General features: G+C 71.9%; 18 protein-coding genes, 1 tRNA gene and 1 pseudogene. 14 read left to right on the top strand and 6 right to left on the bottom strand.

From position 1 onward, the window contains the following. Positions 1-78 precede the first annotated feature (78 nt). On the top strand, positions 79-807 hold the full coding sequence (locus tag AB0M28_RS00890; protein WP_365395500.1) for a bifunctional DNA primase/polymerase: 729 nt from the start codon (positions 79-81) through the stop codon (positions 805-807). Between the two features lie 196 nt (positions 808-1,003). Here AB0M28_RS00890 and AB0M28_RS00885 read toward each other — a convergent pair whose 3' ends face one another. The 3 genes from AB0M28_RS00885 to AB0M28_RS00875 all read right to left on the bottom strand — a co-directional run bounded on the left by AB0M28_RS00885 (position 1,004) and on the right by AB0M28_RS00875 (position 3,621). Then, positions 1,004-1,978, bottom strand: coding sequence for a DUF5926 family protein (locus AB0M28_RS00885; RefSeq protein WP_365395497.1), 975 nt, complete (start codon positions 1,976-1,978; stop codon positions 1,004-1,006). Positions 1,979-2,129: 151 nt separating this feature from the next. Continuing rightward, positions 2,130-2,531 carry an ATP-binding protein gene (locus AB0M28_RS00880; protein ID WP_365395494.1) on the bottom strand — a complete coding sequence of 134 codons (402 nt, stop codon included), beginning with the start codon at positions 2,529-2,531 and terminating at the stop codon, positions 2,130-2,132. A gap of 292 nt (positions 2,532-2,823) precedes the next feature. Next, positions 2,824-3,621 (bottom strand): glycerophosphodiester phosphodiesterase, encoded by a 798-nt coding sequence (locus AB0M28_RS00875; RefSeq protein ID WP_365395491.1) that lies wholly within the window; start codon positions 3,619-3,621, stop codon positions 2,824-2,826. A 291-nt stretch (positions 3,622-3,912) separates the two neighbouring features. Here AB0M28_RS00875 and AB0M28_RS00870 point away from each other — a divergent pair, with 291 nt between their 5' ends. From AB0M28_RS00870 to AB0M28_RS00855, 4 genes are all read left to right on the top strand, one after another. Next, positions 3,913-5,574 carry a trypsin-like peptidase domain-containing protein gene (locus tag AB0M28_RS00870; protein ID WP_365395488.1) on the top strand — a complete coding sequence of 554 codons (1,662 nt, stop codon included), beginning with the start codon at positions 3,913-3,915 and terminating at the stop codon, positions 5,572-5,574. Positions 5,575-5,738: 164 nt separating this feature from the next. Continuing rightward, the gene (locus AB0M28_RS00865; RefSeq protein WP_365395485.1) at positions 5,739-6,245 is read left to right on the top strand and encodes a pyridoxamine 5'-phosphate oxidase family protein; all 507 of its coding nucleotides are present in this window, start codon (positions 5,739-5,741) and stop codon (positions 6,243-6,245) included. A 111-nt stretch (positions 6,246-6,356) separates the two neighbouring features. Further along, on the top strand, positions 6,357-7,286 hold the full coding sequence (locus tag AB0M28_RS00860; protein WP_365395483.1) for a YhjD/YihY/BrkB family envelope integrity protein: 930 nt from the start codon (positions 6,357-6,359) through the stop codon (positions 7,284-7,286). A gap of 31 nt (positions 7,287-7,317) precedes the next feature. Further along, positions 7,318-7,404: transfer RNA gene (locus AB0M28_RS00855), tRNA-Ser, on the top strand. Between the two features lie 50 nt (positions 7,405-7,454). Here AB0M28_RS00855 and AB0M28_RS00850 read toward each other — a convergent pair. Next, positions 7,455-7,745, bottom strand: coding sequence for a hypothetical protein (locus AB0M28_RS00850; protein ID WP_365395480.1), 291 nt, complete (start codon positions 7,743-7,745; stop codon positions 7,455-7,457). A gap of 502 nt (positions 7,746-8,247) precedes the next feature. On the opposite strand from AB0M28_RS00850, the gene AB0M28_RS00845 reads away from it, so the two are divergent. From AB0M28_RS00845 to AB0M28_RS00830, 4 genes are all read left to right on the top strand, one after another. Further along, entirely contained in the window at positions 8,248-8,718 is a 471-nt protein-coding gene (locus tag AB0M28_RS00845; protein WP_365395477.1) for a DUF3883 domain-containing protein, read from the top strand. A 424-nt stretch (positions 8,719-9,142) separates the two neighbouring features. After that, the gene (locus AB0M28_RS00840) at positions 9,143-9,358 is read left to right on the top strand and encodes a hypothetical protein (RefSeq protein WP_365395474.1); all 216 of its coding nucleotides are present in this window, start codon (positions 9,143-9,145) and stop codon (positions 9,356-9,358) included. A gap of 166 nt (positions 9,359-9,524) precedes the next feature. Then, positions 9,525-10,895 (top strand): FG-GAP repeat protein, encoded by a 1,371-nt coding sequence (locus tag AB0M28_RS00835; RefSeq protein WP_365395471.1) that lies wholly within the window; start codon positions 9,525-9,527, stop codon positions 10,893-10,895. A gap of 20 nt (positions 10,896-10,915) precedes the next feature. Continuing rightward, complete coding sequence (locus AB0M28_RS00830; RefSeq protein WP_365395468.1) at positions 10,916-11,650, top strand: hypothetical protein; 735 nt, start codon at positions 10,916-10,918, stop codon at positions 11,648-11,650. Positions 11,651-11,718: 68 nt separating this feature from the next. On the opposite strand, the gene AB0M28_RS00825 is transcribed toward AB0M28_RS00830, so the two are convergent. Further along, positions 11,719-12,471 carry an SDR family oxidoreductase gene (locus AB0M28_RS00825; RefSeq protein ID WP_365395465.1) on the bottom strand — a complete coding sequence of 251 codons (753 nt, stop codon included), beginning with the start codon at positions 12,469-12,471 and terminating at the stop codon, positions 11,719-11,721. 79 nt (positions 12,472-12,550) lie between these two features. Here AB0M28_RS00825 and AB0M28_RS00820 point away from each other — a divergent pair, with 79 nt between their 5' ends. After that, positions 12,551-13,141, top strand: a complete 591-nt coding sequence (locus AB0M28_RS00820; protein WP_365395462.1) for a TetR/AcrR family transcriptional regulator — start codon at positions 12,551-12,553, stop codon at positions 13,139-13,141. Between the two features lie 16 nt (positions 13,142-13,157). On the opposite strand, the gene AB0M28_RS00815 is transcribed toward AB0M28_RS00820, so the two are convergent. Next, on the bottom strand, positions 13,158-14,108 hold the full coding sequence (locus AB0M28_RS00815) for a bifunctional DNA primase/polymerase (RefSeq protein ID WP_365395459.1): 951 nt from the start codon (positions 14,106-14,108) through the stop codon (positions 13,158-13,160). 218 nt (positions 14,109-14,326) lie between these two features. Here AB0M28_RS00815 and AB0M28_RS00810 point away from each other — a divergent pair, with 218 nt between their 5' ends. The 4 genes and pseudogenes from AB0M28_RS00810 (at position 14,327) to AB0M28_RS00795 (ending at position 18,396) form a co-directional block, all read left to right on the top strand. After that, positions 14,327-14,623, top strand: a complete 297-nt coding sequence (locus tag AB0M28_RS00810) for a hypothetical protein (RefSeq protein ID WP_365395456.1) — start codon at positions 14,327-14,329, stop codon at positions 14,621-14,623. A gap of 147 nt (positions 14,624-14,770) precedes the next feature. Continuing rightward, positions 14,771-15,679: pseudogene (locus AB0M28_RS00805) on the top strand (OB-fold domain-containing protein); the annotation flags it as partial. A gap of 590 nt (positions 15,680-16,269) precedes the next feature. Beyond that, a complete protein-coding gene (locus tag AB0M28_RS00800) occupies positions 16,270-17,442 on the top strand; it encodes a lipid-transfer protein (RefSeq protein ID WP_365395454.1) in 1,173 nt (390 codons plus the stop codon). 36 nt (positions 17,443-17,478) lie between these two features. Next, positions 17,479-18,396 (top strand): DUF1906 domain-containing protein, encoded by a 918-nt coding sequence (locus AB0M28_RS00795; RefSeq protein WP_365395451.1) that lies wholly within the window; start codon positions 17,479-17,481, stop codon positions 18,394-18,396. Positions 18,397-18,401: the final 5 nt, after the last annotated feature.

The following is an 18,401-nucleotide window of genomic DNA, read 5'->3' as shown; positions in this document are numbered from 1 at the left end:
GGCCGGCAGTCCATGCAAGTGCACGGCGGCACCGCCTGTAGTCAAGTTTCGCGGGAACTATCGAGGAGGCGAGCGCTGATGCGCGAAACCCCCGGAAAGCGAATGCGGCGCAGGCTCCGGCTACCACGGAGTGCGCAGGCCCCGCTTCCAGCGGCGGCCCTCGGCTACGCCACGGGCTACGGGTGGCCGGTTCTGCCCGGCGCGGGGCTCGCCCCGGACCGGGAGACCCGTCCCGCCGCGCCGGTGGTCATGCACCGGCCCGGGCGGGCCCGGCGCTGCGGCTGCCCCGCCGCGGACTGCGCCCAGCCGGGGGCCCACCCCTTCGAACCGCCCCTGCTCGCCGCCACGTCCGACGCCCGGATGGTGGCCTGGTGGTGGGAGCGGCGCCCCGACGCGCCGGTCATCCTCGCCACCGGCGGCCGCGGGCCGAGCGCCGTCAGCCTGCCCGCCGTCGCGGGGGCGCGGGCGCTGCGCGCGCTGGACCGACTCGGCGTACGGACCGGTCCGGTGCTGGCCACCCCCGACCGGTGGGCGCTGCTGGTGCGTCCGTACAGCCTGGCCGACCTCGGTGAACTCCTCAGCGAACTGGACTGGGTGCCCGCCACCCTGCGCTTCCACGGCGACGGCGGCTATCTCGCCCTGCCGCCCGCGGCGACCGGCCCGGGGCGGGTGCGCTGGGAGCGGGAGCCCGGGACGCCGGAGCCGGGCACGGGGGCGCCGTGGCTGCCGGAGATCGGCACGGTGATCGGTGAACTCGTCGAGGCCGGCGTGGCCATGAGTACGTCGTCGGGGCCGGGCGGGCGCTGAGGCCCCGCCTGCCGGGCTCTCCCCGGACATGGAAGAACCCGGTCGCTGGCGACGGGGGATGCACCAGCGACCGGGCTACAAGCGAAGGTAACAAGGAATCGGCGATACGCAAATCCGATCGCGCGATTCCGGACCGGGTTTTCCGGTCTGAGTGACGAACGCCATACCGACCGGTATGCGGTCCGTACCCGCGGGGTCAGCTCAGAGTGATCTGCCGGTTGGTCAACCCGCCGCGCGCGCCCCGCTCTTCGGCGGTCAGCGGCGCGTCGGAGGCCAGCGCCCCGGCGAGCCGCTCGGCGAACGCCGCCGCCGGCTTCTCGCAGTCCTCCGCGCTCATCGACGACGGCAGGTCCCACACCGGCACGACCAGCCCGTGCGCCCGGAACGAGCCCACCAGCCGGGTGCCTTCGCCGAGCGAGGACGTACCGGCCGCGTGCAGCCGGGCCAGCGCGTCGAGGAGCTTCTCCTCCTCGTGCGGCATCACCCAGCGCAGATGGTTCTTCTCCGGCGTCTCGCACCAGTACGCCGACTCCACCCCGGTCAGCCGTACGGTCGGCAGCGCGGCGGCGTTGGCCCGCTCCAGCGAGGCGGCGACCTCGCCCGTCGCCTGCTCGGCGCCCTCGATCCAGAACTCGAACCCGGTGTGCACCACCGGCTCGAACGGCGCGTCCGTGTCGAGCAGGTCCTGCAGCCGCGGCCCGTCCGGCGCGCCGGCGACACCCTCGACGGGCGTACCCGGCTTCACGGTGAGCGCCTTGGCGAGGACGGCCGCCAGATCGCGGCTGATGTCACCGGTGGCGGTGTCGTTCTGCAGGCCCAGCAGCACCGCACCGCTGTCGCGGCGCAGCGCCGGCCACGCCATCGGCAGCACGGTCGCCAGGGTGACGGAGGGGACGCCCTCGGGCAGGCCGTCCTTCAGGGTGAGTTCGACGGTCCCGGCGGGGACGAGCTCGCGCAGGGCGACCCAGTCGCACTCCCCGGGCAGGCCCTCGAACGGGCGGCGGACCAGCTCGGTCGCGGCGGTCTGGGCCGCCCGGCCGTGGCAGGCCTTGTAGCGGCGGCCGGAGCCGCACGGGCAGGGCTCGCGGGCACCGACGACGGGGATCTCCCCGCCGGTGGTCTGCGGCCGGTGGCCGGCTCCCTTGGTCTGCGGGCGGCGCTTCTTGGCCATGGCTGTGCGGTCTCCCGGGTCGTGCGCAGGGCGGTGGCCGTGCGTGCGGCGGCTCGTACGCGCGCGAGCCTAGCCGTTTCCGGGGGGTCGGGGTGTGCGCGTGCCTGGGACGCGTCTCCGTACAGGACGCTTCGCCGTACGAGACGCTCGCTCAGGACGCGTCCCCGTACGAGACGTGGAAGTCCTGGTCGTGCCGTACGGAGGAGTGCCGGGGGAGCGTGGCCCAGACGGTGACCTCGCCGCCGTGGTCGCTGACCCCCCACTCCTTGGACAGCCGCCGGATGATCGCCAGACCCCGGCCGCCGTGCGCGGTGACCGAAGGAGTGGCCGGAAGCGGCCGGGTCGGCCCGCCGCCGTCCGTCACCGCCACGGTGATCAGCCCGCGCGAGTCGATGGTCCACGAGGCCCGTACCTCGTCCGGTTCCGTCTCCGTCCCGGTCCCCGCGAGCGGCCGGGCATGCCGGCAGGAGTTGCTGAGCAGCTCCGAGAGAATGAGTACCGCGTCGTCGACCGCCGCCTCGGGCGCTCCCGCCGACGCGAGCTCCTGCCGCATCCGACGCCGGGCGCTTCCCACACCGGCGGGGCCGTGGGGCACGGCCACTGTCGAGGACGCGGGCACAAGCTGTGCCATCACGAACGTCACCACCCCCGAGACCTCCCTCTGCCCCACGCCACGGGAGAGATGCCCTCCCCCGTTGGATCGGAAACCGGCCAGGTGTGATCCCTTGACGCACTCGTTACGAACGATTACGCACCGAATGCGCTGGTGTGCGGTACGTAGTGTTTACGGGACCCGTCCTTCCGTTTACACGCGGAATGATCGCTTCAAACCTCTTATCCCGCATTTATCCACGCAGCTGGTCCAGTACCTGGCGCGGCCGGTTGGTGATAACCGCCTCCACCCCCAGCCGCGCGCACAGCTCGACGTCGTCCGGCTCGTCCACGGTCCACACGTGCACCCGGTGCCCCGCCCGGTGCACCCGCGCCACGTACTCGGGGTTGTTGCGTACGATCCGCAGGCTCGGCCCCGCGATGCCGACCCCCGTCGGCAGCGAGCCGTCGCGGTAGCGCGGCCGTACGAACTGCATGAGGTACACGGTCGGCACCTCCGGCAGCTCGGCCTGCACCCGGTGCAGGGACCGCGCCGAGAAGCTCATCACCCGTACCGCCGAGGTCTGGCCGGCGGGCGGCCGGTCCAGGTCGTACCGCCGCAGCAGCTCCACCAGCCGCTCCTCGACCTGACCCGCCCAGCGGGACGGGTGCTTGGTCTCGATGGCCAGCTCCACCCGCCGCGGCGCCTCGGCCACCAGCTCGACCAGCCGCTCCAGGGTGAGCACCGAGGTGCGCTCCCACTCGGGGGCCTCGTCGTCGGCGGCGCCCTGCTTCCACGAACCGAAGTCCAGGGCGGCCAGCTCCGCCAGCTCCAGCCGGGAAACCGCGCCGCGGCCGTTGGACGTGCGGTTCACCCGCCAGTCGTGGACGCAGACGAGATGGCCGTCCGCGGTCATCCGTACATCGCACTCCAGTGCGTCCGCGCCGGAGGCGATGGCGGTACGGTAGGCGGCCAGCGTGTGCTCCGGGGCCTCCTGGGAGGCCCCGCGGTGGGCGACGACGGCAGGGGGCTTGGGCCGGATGGGTTCCACCGGGTCATGGTGCCATCCGGCGGGCGCGGGCGGGACGGGACCGCTCGTTCGCCTGCCAGCGGATGCGCCGGGAATGTCCGGGGTAAAGGATGGCCCTTCCCGGGGTGTATGCGCTTTACAGTCCCCTGACGTCGCGTGAGACACCCTGGGGGGTGGGGTACTCAGCCCACGGAGCGCCACTGCGGGTGCGCCTTCCGTGCGGATGACGTGTCCCCGACGCATTGACATGGGTCCTGGACGGTCCGGGTCGGACCGGGCCGGACCGGGTCCGAGCTGGAGGAGACGAGAGACGTGAGCACCGAGAACGGCGGAACGCCCGCGCGTCCGGACTTCCCGCCGCCGACGGGCGCGCCCGCGGGCGCCCCGGGCGGCGCGGCGGCCGCCGCAGGGGGTGGCCAGGCTCCGGAGCACACTCAGGCAGCGCCTCTGCCGGCGCCGGAGTCGTCGGTGGAGCGCACGGAGGTGCTGCCCGCGGTGGGGCTCTCGGGGGGTGCCGGGCCTTCGAACGGGGTCGGGCCCTCGGGTGGTGTCGGGCCCTCGGGTGGTGCCGGTTTTACGAACGGGGCCGGACCCGCGCCTTCTTCGAACGGGACGGCCCCCGTGCCGCCCGCGACCCTGTCCCACGCCGGTCCGCCGACGGCGGCCGTCGCCACCGCGGACGGCGCCACACCGCCCCCGCACCCCGACGACCGGCAGTGGGGCCACACCCCCGCCGAGCCCCCCACGCCCCCGGAGCACCCCTCCTGGGGCGCTCCGCCGCCCGGCGGCGGCGGTGCCGGCGGTGGCGGTGGCTGGGGCTCCCACCAGCCCGTACCGGCCGCGGCGCCGCGCAAGCGCGGCATGGGCCCGATCGTCGCGACCGCCCTGCTCGCCGCGCTGGTCGCGGGCGGCATCGGCGGCGGCGTCGGCTACTGGGCGGCCGAGAACAACGACGAGGGCTCGACCACGTCGACGACCGTCTCCGCCCCCGACAGCACCGAGAAGATCGAGAACCCGCCGGGCTCGGTGGCGGGCATCGCCGACAAGGCCCTGAAGTCCGTCGTCACGATCGAGGCGCGCGGCGCCTCCGAGGACGAGGGCGGCACGGGCACGGGCTTCGTGTACGACAAGGAGGGCCACATCCTCACGAACAACCACGTGGTGGCCTCCGCGGCGAACGGCGGCAAGCTGACGGCGACCTTCTCCGACGGCAGGACGTTCGACGCCGAGGTCGTCGGCAAGGCCCAGGGCTACGACGTGGCCGTCATCAAGCTGACCAACGCCTCCGGTGCCAGGCTCTCCCCGCTGCCGCTGGGCAACTCGGACAACATCGACGTGGGCGACGAGGCGATCGCGATCGGCGCCCCGTTCGGCCTGTCCGGCACGGTGACGACGGGCATCATCAGCGCCAAGAACCGCCCCGTGGCCTCCGGCGACGGCCAGTCGGACCAGAACTCGTACATGAACGCGCTCCAGACGGACGCGTCCATCAACCCGGGCAACTCCGGCGGCCCGCTGCTCGACTCCAAGGGCCGGGTCGTGGGCATCAACTCCGCGATCCAGACGACCAGCCAGGGCGAGTACGGCGGCCAGGGCGGCTCCATCGGACTGGGCTTCGCGATCCCGATCAACCAGGCCAAGTGGGTCGCCGACACGCTGATCAAGACCGGCGAGCCGGTGTACGCGGTGATCGGCGTCCAGGTGGACATGTCGTACCAGGGCCAGGGCGCGCGGGTCACCGAGGACAGCGGCTCCGCCAAGGCGGTCACCCCCGGCGGCCCGGCGGACGAGGCCGGCCTGCGGTCGGGTGACGTGATCACGAAGGTCGACGACACGGTCATCGACAGCGGCCCGACGCTGATCGGCCAGCTCTGGACGCACAAGCCGGGCGACGAGGTGAAGGTCACCTATGAGCGCGGCGGCAAGGAGCACACGGTGACGGTGACGCTCGGGGAGTTCAAGGGAGACCGCTGACCCGTCGCCGACCCGCCGCTGACCCCCGCTGTCAGCCGCGACACGCGGCTGACACGCCGCTTCGCGCGATGAGTTCCACGTCCTTCCGTGGTCTGGCCTTAATGGTGGTCTGCCCTTGACGGCGGTCTGCCTTGATGGGAGCAGCCCACGGAAGGACGACGTTCATGACCCACGCCCCGAGCACCACGGAACTGGACGCCCGCTACAGCGACGACGGCATGGCCGCCACGCCCTGGCCGGAGGCGGCCGACGCCTTCGCCAGGGCGGAGCTGTACTGGCTCACCACCGTCCGCGCCGACGGCAGCCCGCACGTCACACCCCTGATCGGTGTCTGGCAGGGCGGCACGCTGCACTTCTGCACGGGCCCCGCGGAACAGAAGGCGAAGAACCTCCGCGACAACCCCCACGTCACGATGACGACGGGCACGAACACCCTCGGCAAGGGCCTGGACCTGGTCCTGAACGGCACCGCGGCCCGCGTCACGGACGCCGCGCGGCTGGGCCTGCTGGCGGCGGCGTGGGAGTCGAAGTACGGCCCGGACTGGCACTTCGGCATCGAGGACGGGGCGTTCATCCACTCGGGCGGCCGGGCCTGGGTCTACGAGGTGGTCCCGGCCACGGCGTACGCCTTCGCGAAGGGCCCGTACGGGCACACGCGCTACGGCTTCTGAGCCCGGCGCGCCCGCACCCGTTCAGCCCACCCGCGTGTCCGGCGCCGGCGCCGGCCCCGAGACTGGAGGCCGGGGCCTGACGCCGCGGGGACGTGTACGAGGAGGGCGAGGGTGAGCGACGAGGCGACCGGCACCCGGCGCGCGGCGGGGATCCGGGACAGGGCCCGCCGCGTCACGGCCTCCTCCCGCGAACTGATGCACACCCGCTTCCCGGTCGCGCGGCGCATCGCCCACGAGTTCCGTACGGTACGGATCTTCGACACGGCGATCACGGCCGCGGCCCAGGCGTTCCTGACGGCGGTGCCGGCGCTGTTCGTGGTGGCGGCGTTCAGCCCCGAGGGCGTACGGAACGAGGTGCTGCAGTCCCTCCAGACGATCTTCGGCCTGCGGGGCCAGATCCTGGACCAGTTCCAGGAGGTCTACGGGGCGGACAGCGAATCCGTCAGACAGACCTTCGGGATCCTCGGCATCGCGGTCACGCTGCTGTCGGCCACGGCCCTGAGCCGGGCCCTGCAACGCCTGTGCGAACGGGCCTGGCAGGTGCCCCACACGACGGCACGGGTGGCGACGTGGCGCTGGCTGGCGTGGCTGGCGGGCTGGCTGGCGGCCCTGGCCACGCTGGGCACGGTGCGCGGCGGCTTCGGCGCGGGCCCGATCCTGGGCGTACCGCTGACCCTGCTGGCGGTGGTGGCGCTGTGGTGGTGGACGCAGCGCCTCCTGCTGGCCCGCCAGGTCCCCTGGCTCCCCCTGCTCCCGGGCGCGGTCCTGACGGCCCTGGCGATGGCGCTGCTGGCGTGGGTCTCCCCGATCTACATGCCCCGGGCCCTGAACGAGAGCATCGACCAATTCGGCCCCCTGGGCTCGGTCTTCACCCTGCTCTCGTGGCTGATCGTGATCTTCGCGTCGATCACGGTGAGCATCGCCCTGGGCCACATCATCGCCACGGAACCCCCGCTGAACCGCTACCTGACCCGACACCCCCCACCCACCCCCTCCCCCCACCCCGTCCCGGAACACCAGGGACCCCCCGACACCGACTAGGCTGTACCCGCCCTGTCCCACCACAGGGCAGGGTGGGTTGCCCGAGCGGCCTAAGGGAACGGTCTTGAAAACCGTCGTGGCAGCAATGTCACCGTGGGTTCAAATCCCACACCCACCGCCGTACATGGAGCCTCCGACCGGTATCAACGGTCGGAGGCTCCGGTCTGGTCAGCGCCCCGGCATGGACTTGTCGAGCACCCCGCCCACGGCGCCGTAGAGGCAGCAGCGGGTGGAATGCCCCACCTTGCGGCGTCGGAGGAATCCCCACAGCACGAAAAGTGCAAAGCTCCCGGCCAGGGCAATTGCCACAGGCTGATAGACGGAGTAGGCGAAGCGCATGGTGCTGAGCCAGACCACGATCGGCAGCAGAGACGCATGTACGAGGGTCCGCAACTGAATCCGTGTCCCACCCGGTGGCAGCACGCGGTGATTCCACACCTCGATGTGGTCGCGCGTCACGCAGTTCTCTACTCGCACCCCGCTATCAGATCAGCCGCCCCACCTTGATCAACATAGTGCTGGGTAAGGATCGCCTAACGGTTTAGTCGTTGCTCGGTCTCCTCGCCGCGCGGGATTCCCATCAAGGGTGCCGATGTCACGATGCGGCACGGGGCAACGTCGCTCCGCGCGGCGAGATCGCGCAGAGATTTCGGTACGCGCGGTTCGGACAGTTGGGTCATCCCTCACGCGCTGCCCAGACTGCACGCTCTCTCGTCTGATTCGACCCACATGCCATGGAGCGGCCGTGGTCCGCTGATGGACGGGGGACATGTGCCGTTTGCTGTCGAGGGCCTCAGCGGACCGACCCAGACAGATGGGTTCCCAACTGAGCCATGAACTGAAGGAAGGTGTGAGGCCGCCCCTCTCTGGAGCCGTGTGCCTACCGAGCATCTGCAGGACCACCGGGCCATTGAGCCCGATGGGCATCGCGTGGACGATGGACGGAGTGGGAGGGGACGCGATGGGCAACAGGGAGATCGAGGACGCGGCGATCGAGTACGTGATCGCGTTGGAGGCGGCACACGGTCGCGAGGCTGTGGATGCTCGGGCTGCGGGGGCGCCGTACGACGTCAAGAGTCCGCCTCGGAAGATCGAGGTGAAGGCGTTCAGTGGCTCTGCGCGGACTCAGCCGCTTCCGTTGGAGGGGCGGCAGGTGGCAGCCGCCCAGGCCGATCCCGAGCACTACTACGTCTACGTCGTTGACAATCTGGGCCAGAGCGACGGAGCGGCAGTGAGCGTCCGCATCGTGCACGGTGACCTGCTGCTGGCGATGATCGAGCGGTCGCGGCCCCACGTCACCTACTGGCCCAGCTTCAAGGCAGCCGAGTACGACCAGGCCGAGCTTCTGCGGTTGCCGGTCGCAGTACAGGAGGAAACTGCAGTGGCGCCGGCAGCCGAGGGCGACCCGCAGAATCCCGCAGCGACGATCTGACCGGCCCACGAAGCCTGCACGACCGCCCCGTATGACGGCCCGATTTTCGGTGCTGCGGACCGAGCTTGTCCAACACCTCATCTCTCAGACGCTCAACGACGGGCTTCACCCGGCCAGCGGGAACAACAGCGGCCCGCTCACCCGGATCAGCGGCGAGCTTGCCGCCATTCGCCGTGGCGCCGCCGGCGCTGTACGCGCGCGCACCGCCGTATCTGGCCGGTCGGACGACGCCGGTGGTGTCCGTATCTCATCGATGGCCGGATGGGACCGTCCTCCGCGAGCCGGCATCGATCGTGGAGATCTTTTTGTAACAATTGTCTGAATTCCTTGACAACGTGCGGTCATCCTAGAAGGGTTGATCTTGATACATGCGACAGTCCGGATTGCTCTGCCGCACCAGCGGGAACTCCGGAGGCGGGGCCTTATGGCCAACATCACGATGAAGAGGGTCGGAGCGGCGGCAGCCGCGACGGCCGCAGCGCTCGCCCTGGGTGTCGGAGGCGCCACCAGCGCGGTTGCCAAGATCGAGCCGGTGTGTCACAACAACGGCGGTCAGGAACCCCAGGGCAACTGCAACGGTGGCGGGCTCTCGACAACGAACGAGAACCCTGCGGGCCACGCGCCACCTGGACAGAACTGATACCCCATCCCCCCATCAAGGAAAGCCCCCTACCCGCGGAACTCGCAGGAAGGGGGTTCAGATACGTAAGGGGCTTTCTCGCCCCGGGTGTCGTCGTACAACCCTTCGGTCCGTCCGACGGTCTGGTAGCTGATCCGCCGGACTGGTCGCCGCCGAAGGGCTGTTGATGCGTACGCGTGTTGCCGCAGTGCTCGTGTCCCTTCTGATCGCCGGGGCCGGTCCGGTGCTCGCCTCGCCTGCCGGTGCTGTCGGGGCGCGGTACGCCGACGACTTCAACGGTGACGGCTATCACGACCTCGCCATCGGGACCCAGTACGGCTTTCCGAGCGGCGTCGACCGGGCCGGCTTCGTCAGCGTGGTCTACGGGTCGGCGACCGGGCCCGGCCCTTCCGAGCCCGCCGCGATCAGCCAGAACAGCGTCGGCGTCCCCGGCGCCGCGGAGCCGGGCGACGAGTTCGGGGCAGCCTTCACCAGCGGCGACCTGGACGCGGACGGTTACGCCGACCTCGTGGTCGGCGCCCCGTACGAGGACGTCGGGAGCGTCCGGGACCAGGGCATGACGACCATCCTGTGGGGCAGCCCGACCGGACTGAGCGGTGGCGCCGGCGTGGCCGACAAGGCCCCCGTCATCGACGGCTATTTCGGCGACGTGCTGGCCGCGGGGGACTTCACGGGCGACGGCTACGCGGATCCCGCCGTGGTGCAGCGGGGGTTCACCCTGCGCCTGTACAAGGGGCCGTTCGCCCGCACCGGCGTACCCAAGGCCGTCATCACCAAGAAGCTCACCATCGGTGCGAACAGGGCGGTCGCCGGAAGGATCAACAGGACCGGGGGTGTTGATCTGGTGACGGTGAACGCGAAGACCACGCAGGTCCTCCTCGGCACCTCGACCGGCTTCAGCGCCACCGCCAAGACCGCGACCGGTGGTCAATCCGTCACGGTCGGGGACTTCGACAAGGACGGCTACGGCGATGTGGCGGTCGGGAGCAGCTGGGCCGCCGTGGGGAGCACCGCCGGGGCCGGCCGGGTCGGGATCGCCTACGGCTCCTCCTCCGGACTGAGTACGACGCGCAGCCCCTGGAGTGTCAGCCAGTCGTCGAGCGGAGTGCCCGGGACGCCGGAGCAGAACGATCACTTCGGCTCCGACGTCTCCGCCGGTGACGTCACCGGCGACGGATACGCGGACCTGCTGATCGGTGTCAGCTCGGAGGACAACCGGGGCGGGGCGACCGTCCTGAAGGGATCGGCGGCCGGGCTGAGCGGATCCGGAGCCTCATGGATCTCGCCGGACGCGGCGGGTATGCCGTACGCCTACGGCACCGACTTCGGCAACAGCGTGCGGGTCCGCGACACCAACGGCGACGGCAGGCCGGACGCGGCGATCGGCGACTACAGCGCCTACGGGTGGCGCGGCGCCGTCTGGTCGCTGCCCTCGAACGCCACTGGTCCCTCCACCACGGGCTCGGAGATCATCCACGCGCCCGGTGCCGCTGCCGGCAGCGACCTGTCCATGGAGTTCGGCATCCTGCTCGGCTGAGTGGGGCAGAGGGAGGGCTGATGAAGGCATGGGTCGTGTTCCGGGATTCCGCCGGGCGCGTGCTCACCACGGAGGACCTCAAAGGGTTCACCGGCACCGTGAACTGGGAGGTCACGGGCGGCGAGGCGGTGCCGGCGCAGGCGCGCGGGCTGCATCAGCAGGCGCGGGAGGCCGGCGGGCGCGGTGACTACGAGCGTGCCCTCGTGCTGCTCGAGCAGGCGCAGCGCCTCGCTCCGCGCTGGCCCTATCCGTCGTACGACGCGGCCTTCACGGCGCTGCTGCAGGGCGACGCGGCGAAGGCCGAGGAGCTGTACGGGCAGGTGGACCGTCTCGCGCCGCGCGGGTTCTTCACCTGCAAGGCCACGCTCGACCTGCTCCGGCGGGAGCGGGCCGGTGAGCTCTTCGACGGCTTCACCCGTGCCTTCGTCCAGCTCGAGTGGATCGGTGATCCCGCCGAGAAGCTGGCGATACTGCAGGGCATCGCGACCCGCTTCCCCGGGCTCCCGCAGGTGTGGAAGGAGCTCGCGTCGCTGACCACCGACCCGGACGACCAGCGCCGCGCGATCGAGAACGGGCTGGCGGGCGGTCCCGACGCCGACACCCGGGGCACGCTGCTGATCAGCAGGGCGCTGCTGCTCGACCGGAGCGGTGACCGGGACGGCGCGATACGGCTGTTGGGCCGGATCGCTCTCGATCCCTCGTCGACCCTGGGGACGGAGAGCCTGTCCAAGGCCGTGCTGGCTCGCTTCTTCTGACCCCGAGGGGTGAAGTCCCTCTGGAGGGGGGCCAGGTGTGTCCGCGCGCCGTGATCCCCGCGACAGCCCTACAGGAGTGCCCCTCCCGTGGCGTCGAGCCGCTGACCGGTGAGCCAGCCCGCGTCGTCGGAGGTGAGGAACGCGACCACGCCGGCCACGTCGTCGGGCGCCCCGACGCGGGCCAACGGCGAGCGGGCGGCGGTGGCTTCGCGCGCCGCCTCGTCGCCGCGCAGCCACCAGGCGTTGAGATCGGTGTCGATCGCGCCGGGGTTGACGGCGTTGACGGTGATGCCGCGGGGGCCGAGTTCCTTGGCCAGGGTCGTGGTGAACACGTCGACTCCGGCCTTCGACATCGCGTACGCGATCAGCTGGGGCTCGGTCTTGCCGAGGGTGTAGCTGGTGGAGATGTTGATGACGCGGCCACCGTCGCGCAGCCGGCCGAGCCCGAGCTGCGTGATGAAGAACGGCGCCCTGGTGTTGACCGCGAACGCCCGGTCGTACGTCTCCGGCGACGTGTCGGCGATACCGCCGATGTCCGCGATACCCGCGTTGTTGACCAGGATGTCCAGCCCGTCCGCGTGTGAGTCGAAGGCCGACCACAGCGCCTCGACGTCGCCCGGGACGCCGAGTTCGGCCTGGATGAGGAAGGCCGACCCGCCCGCGTCCTCGATCGCGGCGGCGGTCTGCTTGGCCGCGGCGGCGTTCGCGGCGTAGTGCACTCCCACCCGCGCGCCGTCCCGCGCCAGCCGTTCGGCGATCGCCCGTCCGATGCCCCGGCTGCCCCCTGTGACCAGAGCGACCTTGCCTGTCAGCGCACCCACCACGCCACATCCATTCTCTAGCGATCGTTAGAGAATTGACTGTAGCGGCAATCTCTAGCGATTGCTCTAGAATTCGGGGATGGCGAGTGCGAAGCGCGGCCGACCCCGCTCGTTCGACCGGGAGGCGGCCCTGGACCAGGCTGTGCGGCTGTTCTGGTCGCAGGGCTACGAGGCGACCTCGATCAGCGATCTGACGAAGGCGCTGGGCATCGGTGCGCCGAGCCTGTACGCCGCGTTCGGCGACAAGAAGGCGCTGTTCGACGAGGTGGTCGAGGCGTACGGCATCCGTTACGGCGGGTTCATGGCCCGTGCGCTGACCCAGGAGCCCACCGCGAAGCGGGCCGTCGCGCGGCTGCTGCACGAGGCGGCCGACGAGCACACCCGGGACGGCCGCCCGCGCGGCTGCATGCTGCTGTGCGCGGGCGAGAACACCAACACCGCGGACGTGGCCGAACGGCTTCGGCGGCTCCGCGCCCGCAACGCGGCGGTGTTCGAGCAGCGCATCCGGGTCGACGTCGAGGCGGGCGAACTGCCCGCGGACACCGACCCGGTGGCGCTGGCCATGTACACGGTGTCGGTGATGCAGGGCATGTCGCAGTCGGCCCGCGACGGCGCGAGCCGGCAGGAGCTGGAGCGGGTGGCCGCGCTGGCCATGAACGCCTGGCCCTGATCCGCCCCGCGAACGGTCACCGGTGATACCGCGCTGCCGAGGTCACCGTTGCCGTCGCCTCGCGCGGCGTGAGCCCCGTCGTCACCGCCGCGGCTATCAGGGCCTGCGCCGTGTCCTCGCCGTGGCCCGATTCGTAGGCGCGGCAGGCTGCCCAGAAGAGGCGGGCGTTGCGTTCGCCGGGACGGGAGTCCTTGACGAACCGGATCAGGGCGTCGGCGCGGTTGTCCCAGGCGCCCGTGACCGGGGGCGGGGGGTCGGGGCGGCTTAACGGTTCCGTGAGGAGGGCGAGGAGCGGGGCGGGGGCCGGCGCGGGGTGCTGGGCCGAGCCGGGGGCCAGGCGGTAGGAGCCCGCGAGGGTCAGGGAACCCGGGCCGACCAGGTAGCCGCCCGTGCCGCGGACGTCGATGCCGGGGGCCAGCCGGGACGCCGAGTTGGGGACCCGGGCCGTGGAGGGGTTCGTCAGCCAGAGATGGCGGCCGCCGCTCGGGGTGAGGACCGTGACCGTGGCCGGGACGCGGAAGCCGTGGTCGTCGGCCAGGGTCTGGAACGCCGCGAGGCTGTCGTTCCCTGTCTTGACGTCCAGGTCGATGCCGATGACGAGCAGCGGCGGCCGGCAGCAGGCGATGCCGTAACCCGTGGCCCAGGGGGCCGCGGCGAAGAGGGTGCGGATGGCGTCGGGGTCGGTGGTCGCGTCGTGGACCCCGTGGCCGATCAGACCGCACTCGCCCCGGCAGGGGATGCGCGGCCACTCGGAGCGGTGGGGGGAGGGGACCGCGGGCTGCTTGGCCCGGGACAGCGGGAAGACCGGGAGGCCGCGGGCCGCGGCGATCAGCGCGTTGGTGCGCGCTTGGGTGTGCGCGTCGGTGTGCGGGTGCGCCTGCGCGTCGGTGTGCGCGTGCGCACGCGTCTCAGGGTGCGGGTGCGCGTCGGGACGCGCCGGGTCGTGGGCAGAGGCGGATCCGTCCATGCTTCTATATTCGTACGGATGTTCGATGACCGGAAGTGGTGAGGACCCGCTGGGTTTACCGGGTTTCGCTCACGCTTGCGGGGGATTCGAGTCGTCTGGGCCGATAAGACTCGGATCCAGGGGCAGGGATGTGTCCGCGACGTCGTCCACAGCACCGGGGAACGGTCGGCCACCGGCCCCGGACCAGCACCGACTTCCGTCCTTGGGAAGGAATTACCATGGCAAGCATCCGCACCGCCCGTGTCATCGCCGCCGTAGCCTCGATCCCCCTCGCAGCCGCGATGTTCACCGGTGTTGCCCAGGCGGACAACGGCTCCTTCGCCGACGAGTTCTCCAACGCGGCCAACGTCGGCCAGTTCGGCGGCGTCGGCGGCAACAACAGCGGCAACAGCTCGCAGTCGCAGCAGGTGGCCCAGGGCGGCGGCTCCAATGAGAGCAACTCCGCGAACATCCAGGGCTGGGGCAACTCGGTCGACCAGAGCGACACGACCGTCTCCTTCGGCTACCTCTGGTAGGCCGGGAGCCGGAGCTCACTCTTCGGGTCTTGTGCGCTCAGTGCGGCCGCGTCCCCCTCGGGGGGCGCGGCCGCGCCGCGTTCGCCCCGGGCGTGCCGGTCGCGGGGCATTGACAGTTGACCGCATCTGACGGACAGTCAGATTTCGATGAGCCAGGACCAGGAGTACGACAAGCTGTACGAGCGGCTGAAGGCGTTCGAGGGCCTGCCCGCCACCGTGGCCGGCGTCGGCCCCGACCCCGTCAACGCGCCCATGATCCGGCACTGGTGCGAGGCCCTCGGTCATCCGCTGCCGGCCGACGGGAGCGCGCCGGAGACCATGCTCCAGGTGTGGACGATGGGCGGACTGCGGGGCAACACCAGCCGGTCGGCGCCCTGGGAGGAGCTGCTGCGGCTGGCCGAGGACGAGGGCTTCACGTCCGTCGTGGCGACCGACTGCGAGCAGGAGTACGTGCGGGCGCTGCGGCCGGGGGACAGCGTCACCTTCGACTCGGTGATCGAGTCGGTCTCGCCCCGGAAGAACACCCGGCTCGGCACCGGGTACTTCCTCACCACGCGCATGGAGATCCAGGTGGACGGCGAGCCGGCCGGTGTCCACCGGCTACGCGTCTTCAAGTACGCGCCGAAGGGGGCCGCCACGGGGCGGCGGCCGGCGGCCACCCGCCCCCGGCCCGTGGTCAACCGGGACAACGCCGGCTACTGGGAGGGCGTCACCCGGCACGAGCTGCTCATCCAGCGCTGCACGGCCTGCGGCCGCCTCCGCTTCCCGTGGCTGCCCGGGTGCAACGGCTGCGGGTCAGCGGAGTGGGACACGGTACGGGCCCAGGGGACGGGGACGGTCTATTCGTACGTCGTGATGCACCATCCGTCGTTCCCGGCGTTCGCCGCGGGCGGTACGGGGGGTCCGTACGCGGTGGCGCTGGTGGAGCTCGCGGAGGGCGTGCGGGTGATCAGCAGCGTGGTCGGTGTGCCGTACGACGCCGTACGCATTGGGATGCCGGTACGGCTGGAGTTCGCGGAGGTGGAGCGGGGGTTGGTGCTGCCCGTGTTCCGGGCGGAAACCGCGGAGGCGGGGTCCGATGCAGGGGCAGAGGGAGAAGCGGGGGCTGCCGGCGCAGGGGAGCCGCGCGACGCACCGGAGCCCGGGCGGCGGCGGAGCGAAAACGCCGGCCCGGGGGTCCCTCCCCCCCTCCCCCCAGGAGTCCTCGAACCGCTCTCCCTCCCCGTCACCCGCACCCTGATCATCTCCGGCGCCCTCGCCACCCGGGACTACCAGGACGTTCACCACGATCCCGAAGCCGCCCGGGACCGCGGCTCCCCGGACATCTTCCTGAACATCCTCACCACCACCGGCCTCGTCGGCCGCTACGTCAAGGAACGCCTCGGCCCCCGCGCCCTCCTGCGCTCGGTCCGCATCCGGCTCGGCGTACCCGCCCACCCGGACGACGACCTGACCCTGACCGGCACCGTCACCCAGGACCCACCCGGCACCCTGCCCCACGCCCCCACGACCACCCCCCTCCGAACACTCCACATCACCGGCACCAACTCCCTCGGCACCCACGTCACCGCCGAGGTGACCGCCCACCTCACCCCCGAAGCGAACCCCGCAGCGCCCCCCGAAGCGACCCCCCAGGAGCCCCGCCCATGACCCTCCGCCGCCCCGACTCCCTCGGCGGGCGGGCCGCCATCGCCGGGATCGGCGCCACCGAGTTCTCCAAGGACTCCGGGCGCAGCGAGCTGAAGCTGGCCGTCGAGGCCGTGCACGCGGCCCTCGACGACGCCGGGCTCACCCCGGGGGACGTCGACGGCATGGTCACGTTCACCATGGACACCAACCCGGAGATCACCGTCGCCCAGGCCGCCGGCATCGGCGAACTCAGCTACTTCTCCCGGGTCCACTACGGCGGCGGCGCCGCCTGCGCGACCGTCCAGCAGGCGGCCCTGGCCGTCGCGAACGGGCTCGCCGACACCGTCGTCTGCTACCGCGCCTTCAACGAACGCAGCGGCCGCCGCTTCGGCTCCGGCGTCACCCACCGCGAACCCTCCGCCGAGGGCGTGGCGCTCGGCTGGGGCCTGCCCTACGGCCTGCTCACGCCCGCCTCATGGGTGGCGATGGCGGCCCAGCGCTATCTCCACGTCCACGGGCTCACCCCCGACGACTTCGCCCCCGTCGCCGTGACCGCACGACGCTATGCGGCGACCAACCCCGCCGCGTACTTCTACAACCGCCCCATCACTCCGCACGATCACGCCTCCTCCCGCTGGATCGTCGAACCCCTGCGCCTCCTGGACTGCTGCCAGGAGACCGACGGCGCCCAGGCCCTCGTCGTCACCACCCCCGAGCGCGCCCGGCAGCTGCGCCGTCCCCCCGCCGTCGTCACGGCCGCGGCCCAGGGCGCCGGGCGCGCCCAGGAGCAGATGACCTCTTTCTATCGCGAGGGTCTGACAACTCTCCCCGAGATGGGCGTCGTCGCAGGTCAGCTATGGCGGACCAGTGGCCTGACGCCCCGCGACATCGATGTGGCGGTCCTCTACGACCACTTCACGCCGTACGTGCTGATGCAGCTGGAGGAGTTCGGGTTCTGCGCGCCCGGCGAGGCGGCGGACTTCGTACGGGCCGACGCGCTGCCCCTCAACACCCACGGCGGCCAGCTCGGCGAGGCGTACCTGCACGGCATGAACGGCATCGCCGAAGCCGTCCGCCAGCTCCGCGGCACCGCCGTGAACCAGGTCGAGGGCGCCGCGCAGGTGCTGGTCACAGCGGGTACGGGCGTTCCGACGTCCGGGTTGGTCCTGTCCGCGGACGGCGTGTCGTAGCGGGCGCCGGGATGCGGCCTGCCTTGACTCTGCACCATGCCGCGACCTGCTCCGCTCGCCCGAAGATGCCTGCCCGCCCTGATCGCGGTCATCGTCACCCTCCTCACCGGAGCGGCGCCCGCCCCACCGCTCCCGTCTGGGGCCCCCGCCCTCGCCGACCCCCGCGCCCAGGGCGCCCACGTCCACCAGGGCCTGGCCTTCGACACCTGTCTCACCCCGCCGCTGTCCACCATGCGCGCGTGGCGGGCATCCCCGTACGGCGGCCGCGGCCGGGGCTGCCCCCGCCAGCCGCATCTCACCGCCGGCTGGCTGCGTCAGGTGCACGCGATGGGCTGGCGCGTCCTGCCGGTCTACGTCGGCACCCAGTCGCCGTGCGTCCAGGCGCCGTACAAGCGGCGCTACCGGCTCACGGGCGACCCCGTGCAGACCGGGGCGCGCGAGGGGGAGGACGCGGTGCTGCGCGCCCAGCGGCTGGGGATGCGTGAGGGCAGCGCGCTCTATCTGGACATCGAGAGCTTCGCGCCGGTCGACGGCGTGTGCGGCCGGCGGACGCTCGACTTCGTACGGGCCTGGAGCGCCGCCGTGCGTGAGCGCGGCTGGCTCCCGGGGATGTACAGCAGCGCCGAGTCGGGCGTGGCGATGATCGAACAGGCGCGGCGCGACGGGGTGTCGGGGCTGCCGGAGGTCGTGTGGTTCGCGCGCTGGCACGACCGGGGGCCGGCGCTCGAGGCCGAACCGGTCCTCGCCCGCCGGGCGTGGTGGCCGCACCGCCGGATCCATCAGTACGCGGGGGAGGTCACCGAGAAGTACGGCGGCGTCGAACTGACCGTCGACCGCAACGCCGTGGACGCCCCGGTCGCCATCGTGCGGGCCGCGCGGGCGCCCGTCTGGGAGGAGCTGCGGAAGGAGCCACGGAAGGAGCCGCGGAAGGATCTCCGGCGGGGGAGGAGATAGCCCTC

The sequence above is a fragment of the Streptomyces sp. NPDC051940 genome, assembly GCF_040680895.1.
Taxonomy (GTDB): domain Bacteria; phylum Actinomycetota; class Actinomycetes; order Streptomycetales; family Streptomycetaceae; genus Streptomyces.
Note: the sequence above shows the minus strand (reverse complement) of the source record. Positions and strands in the feature narration are given on the sequence as shown.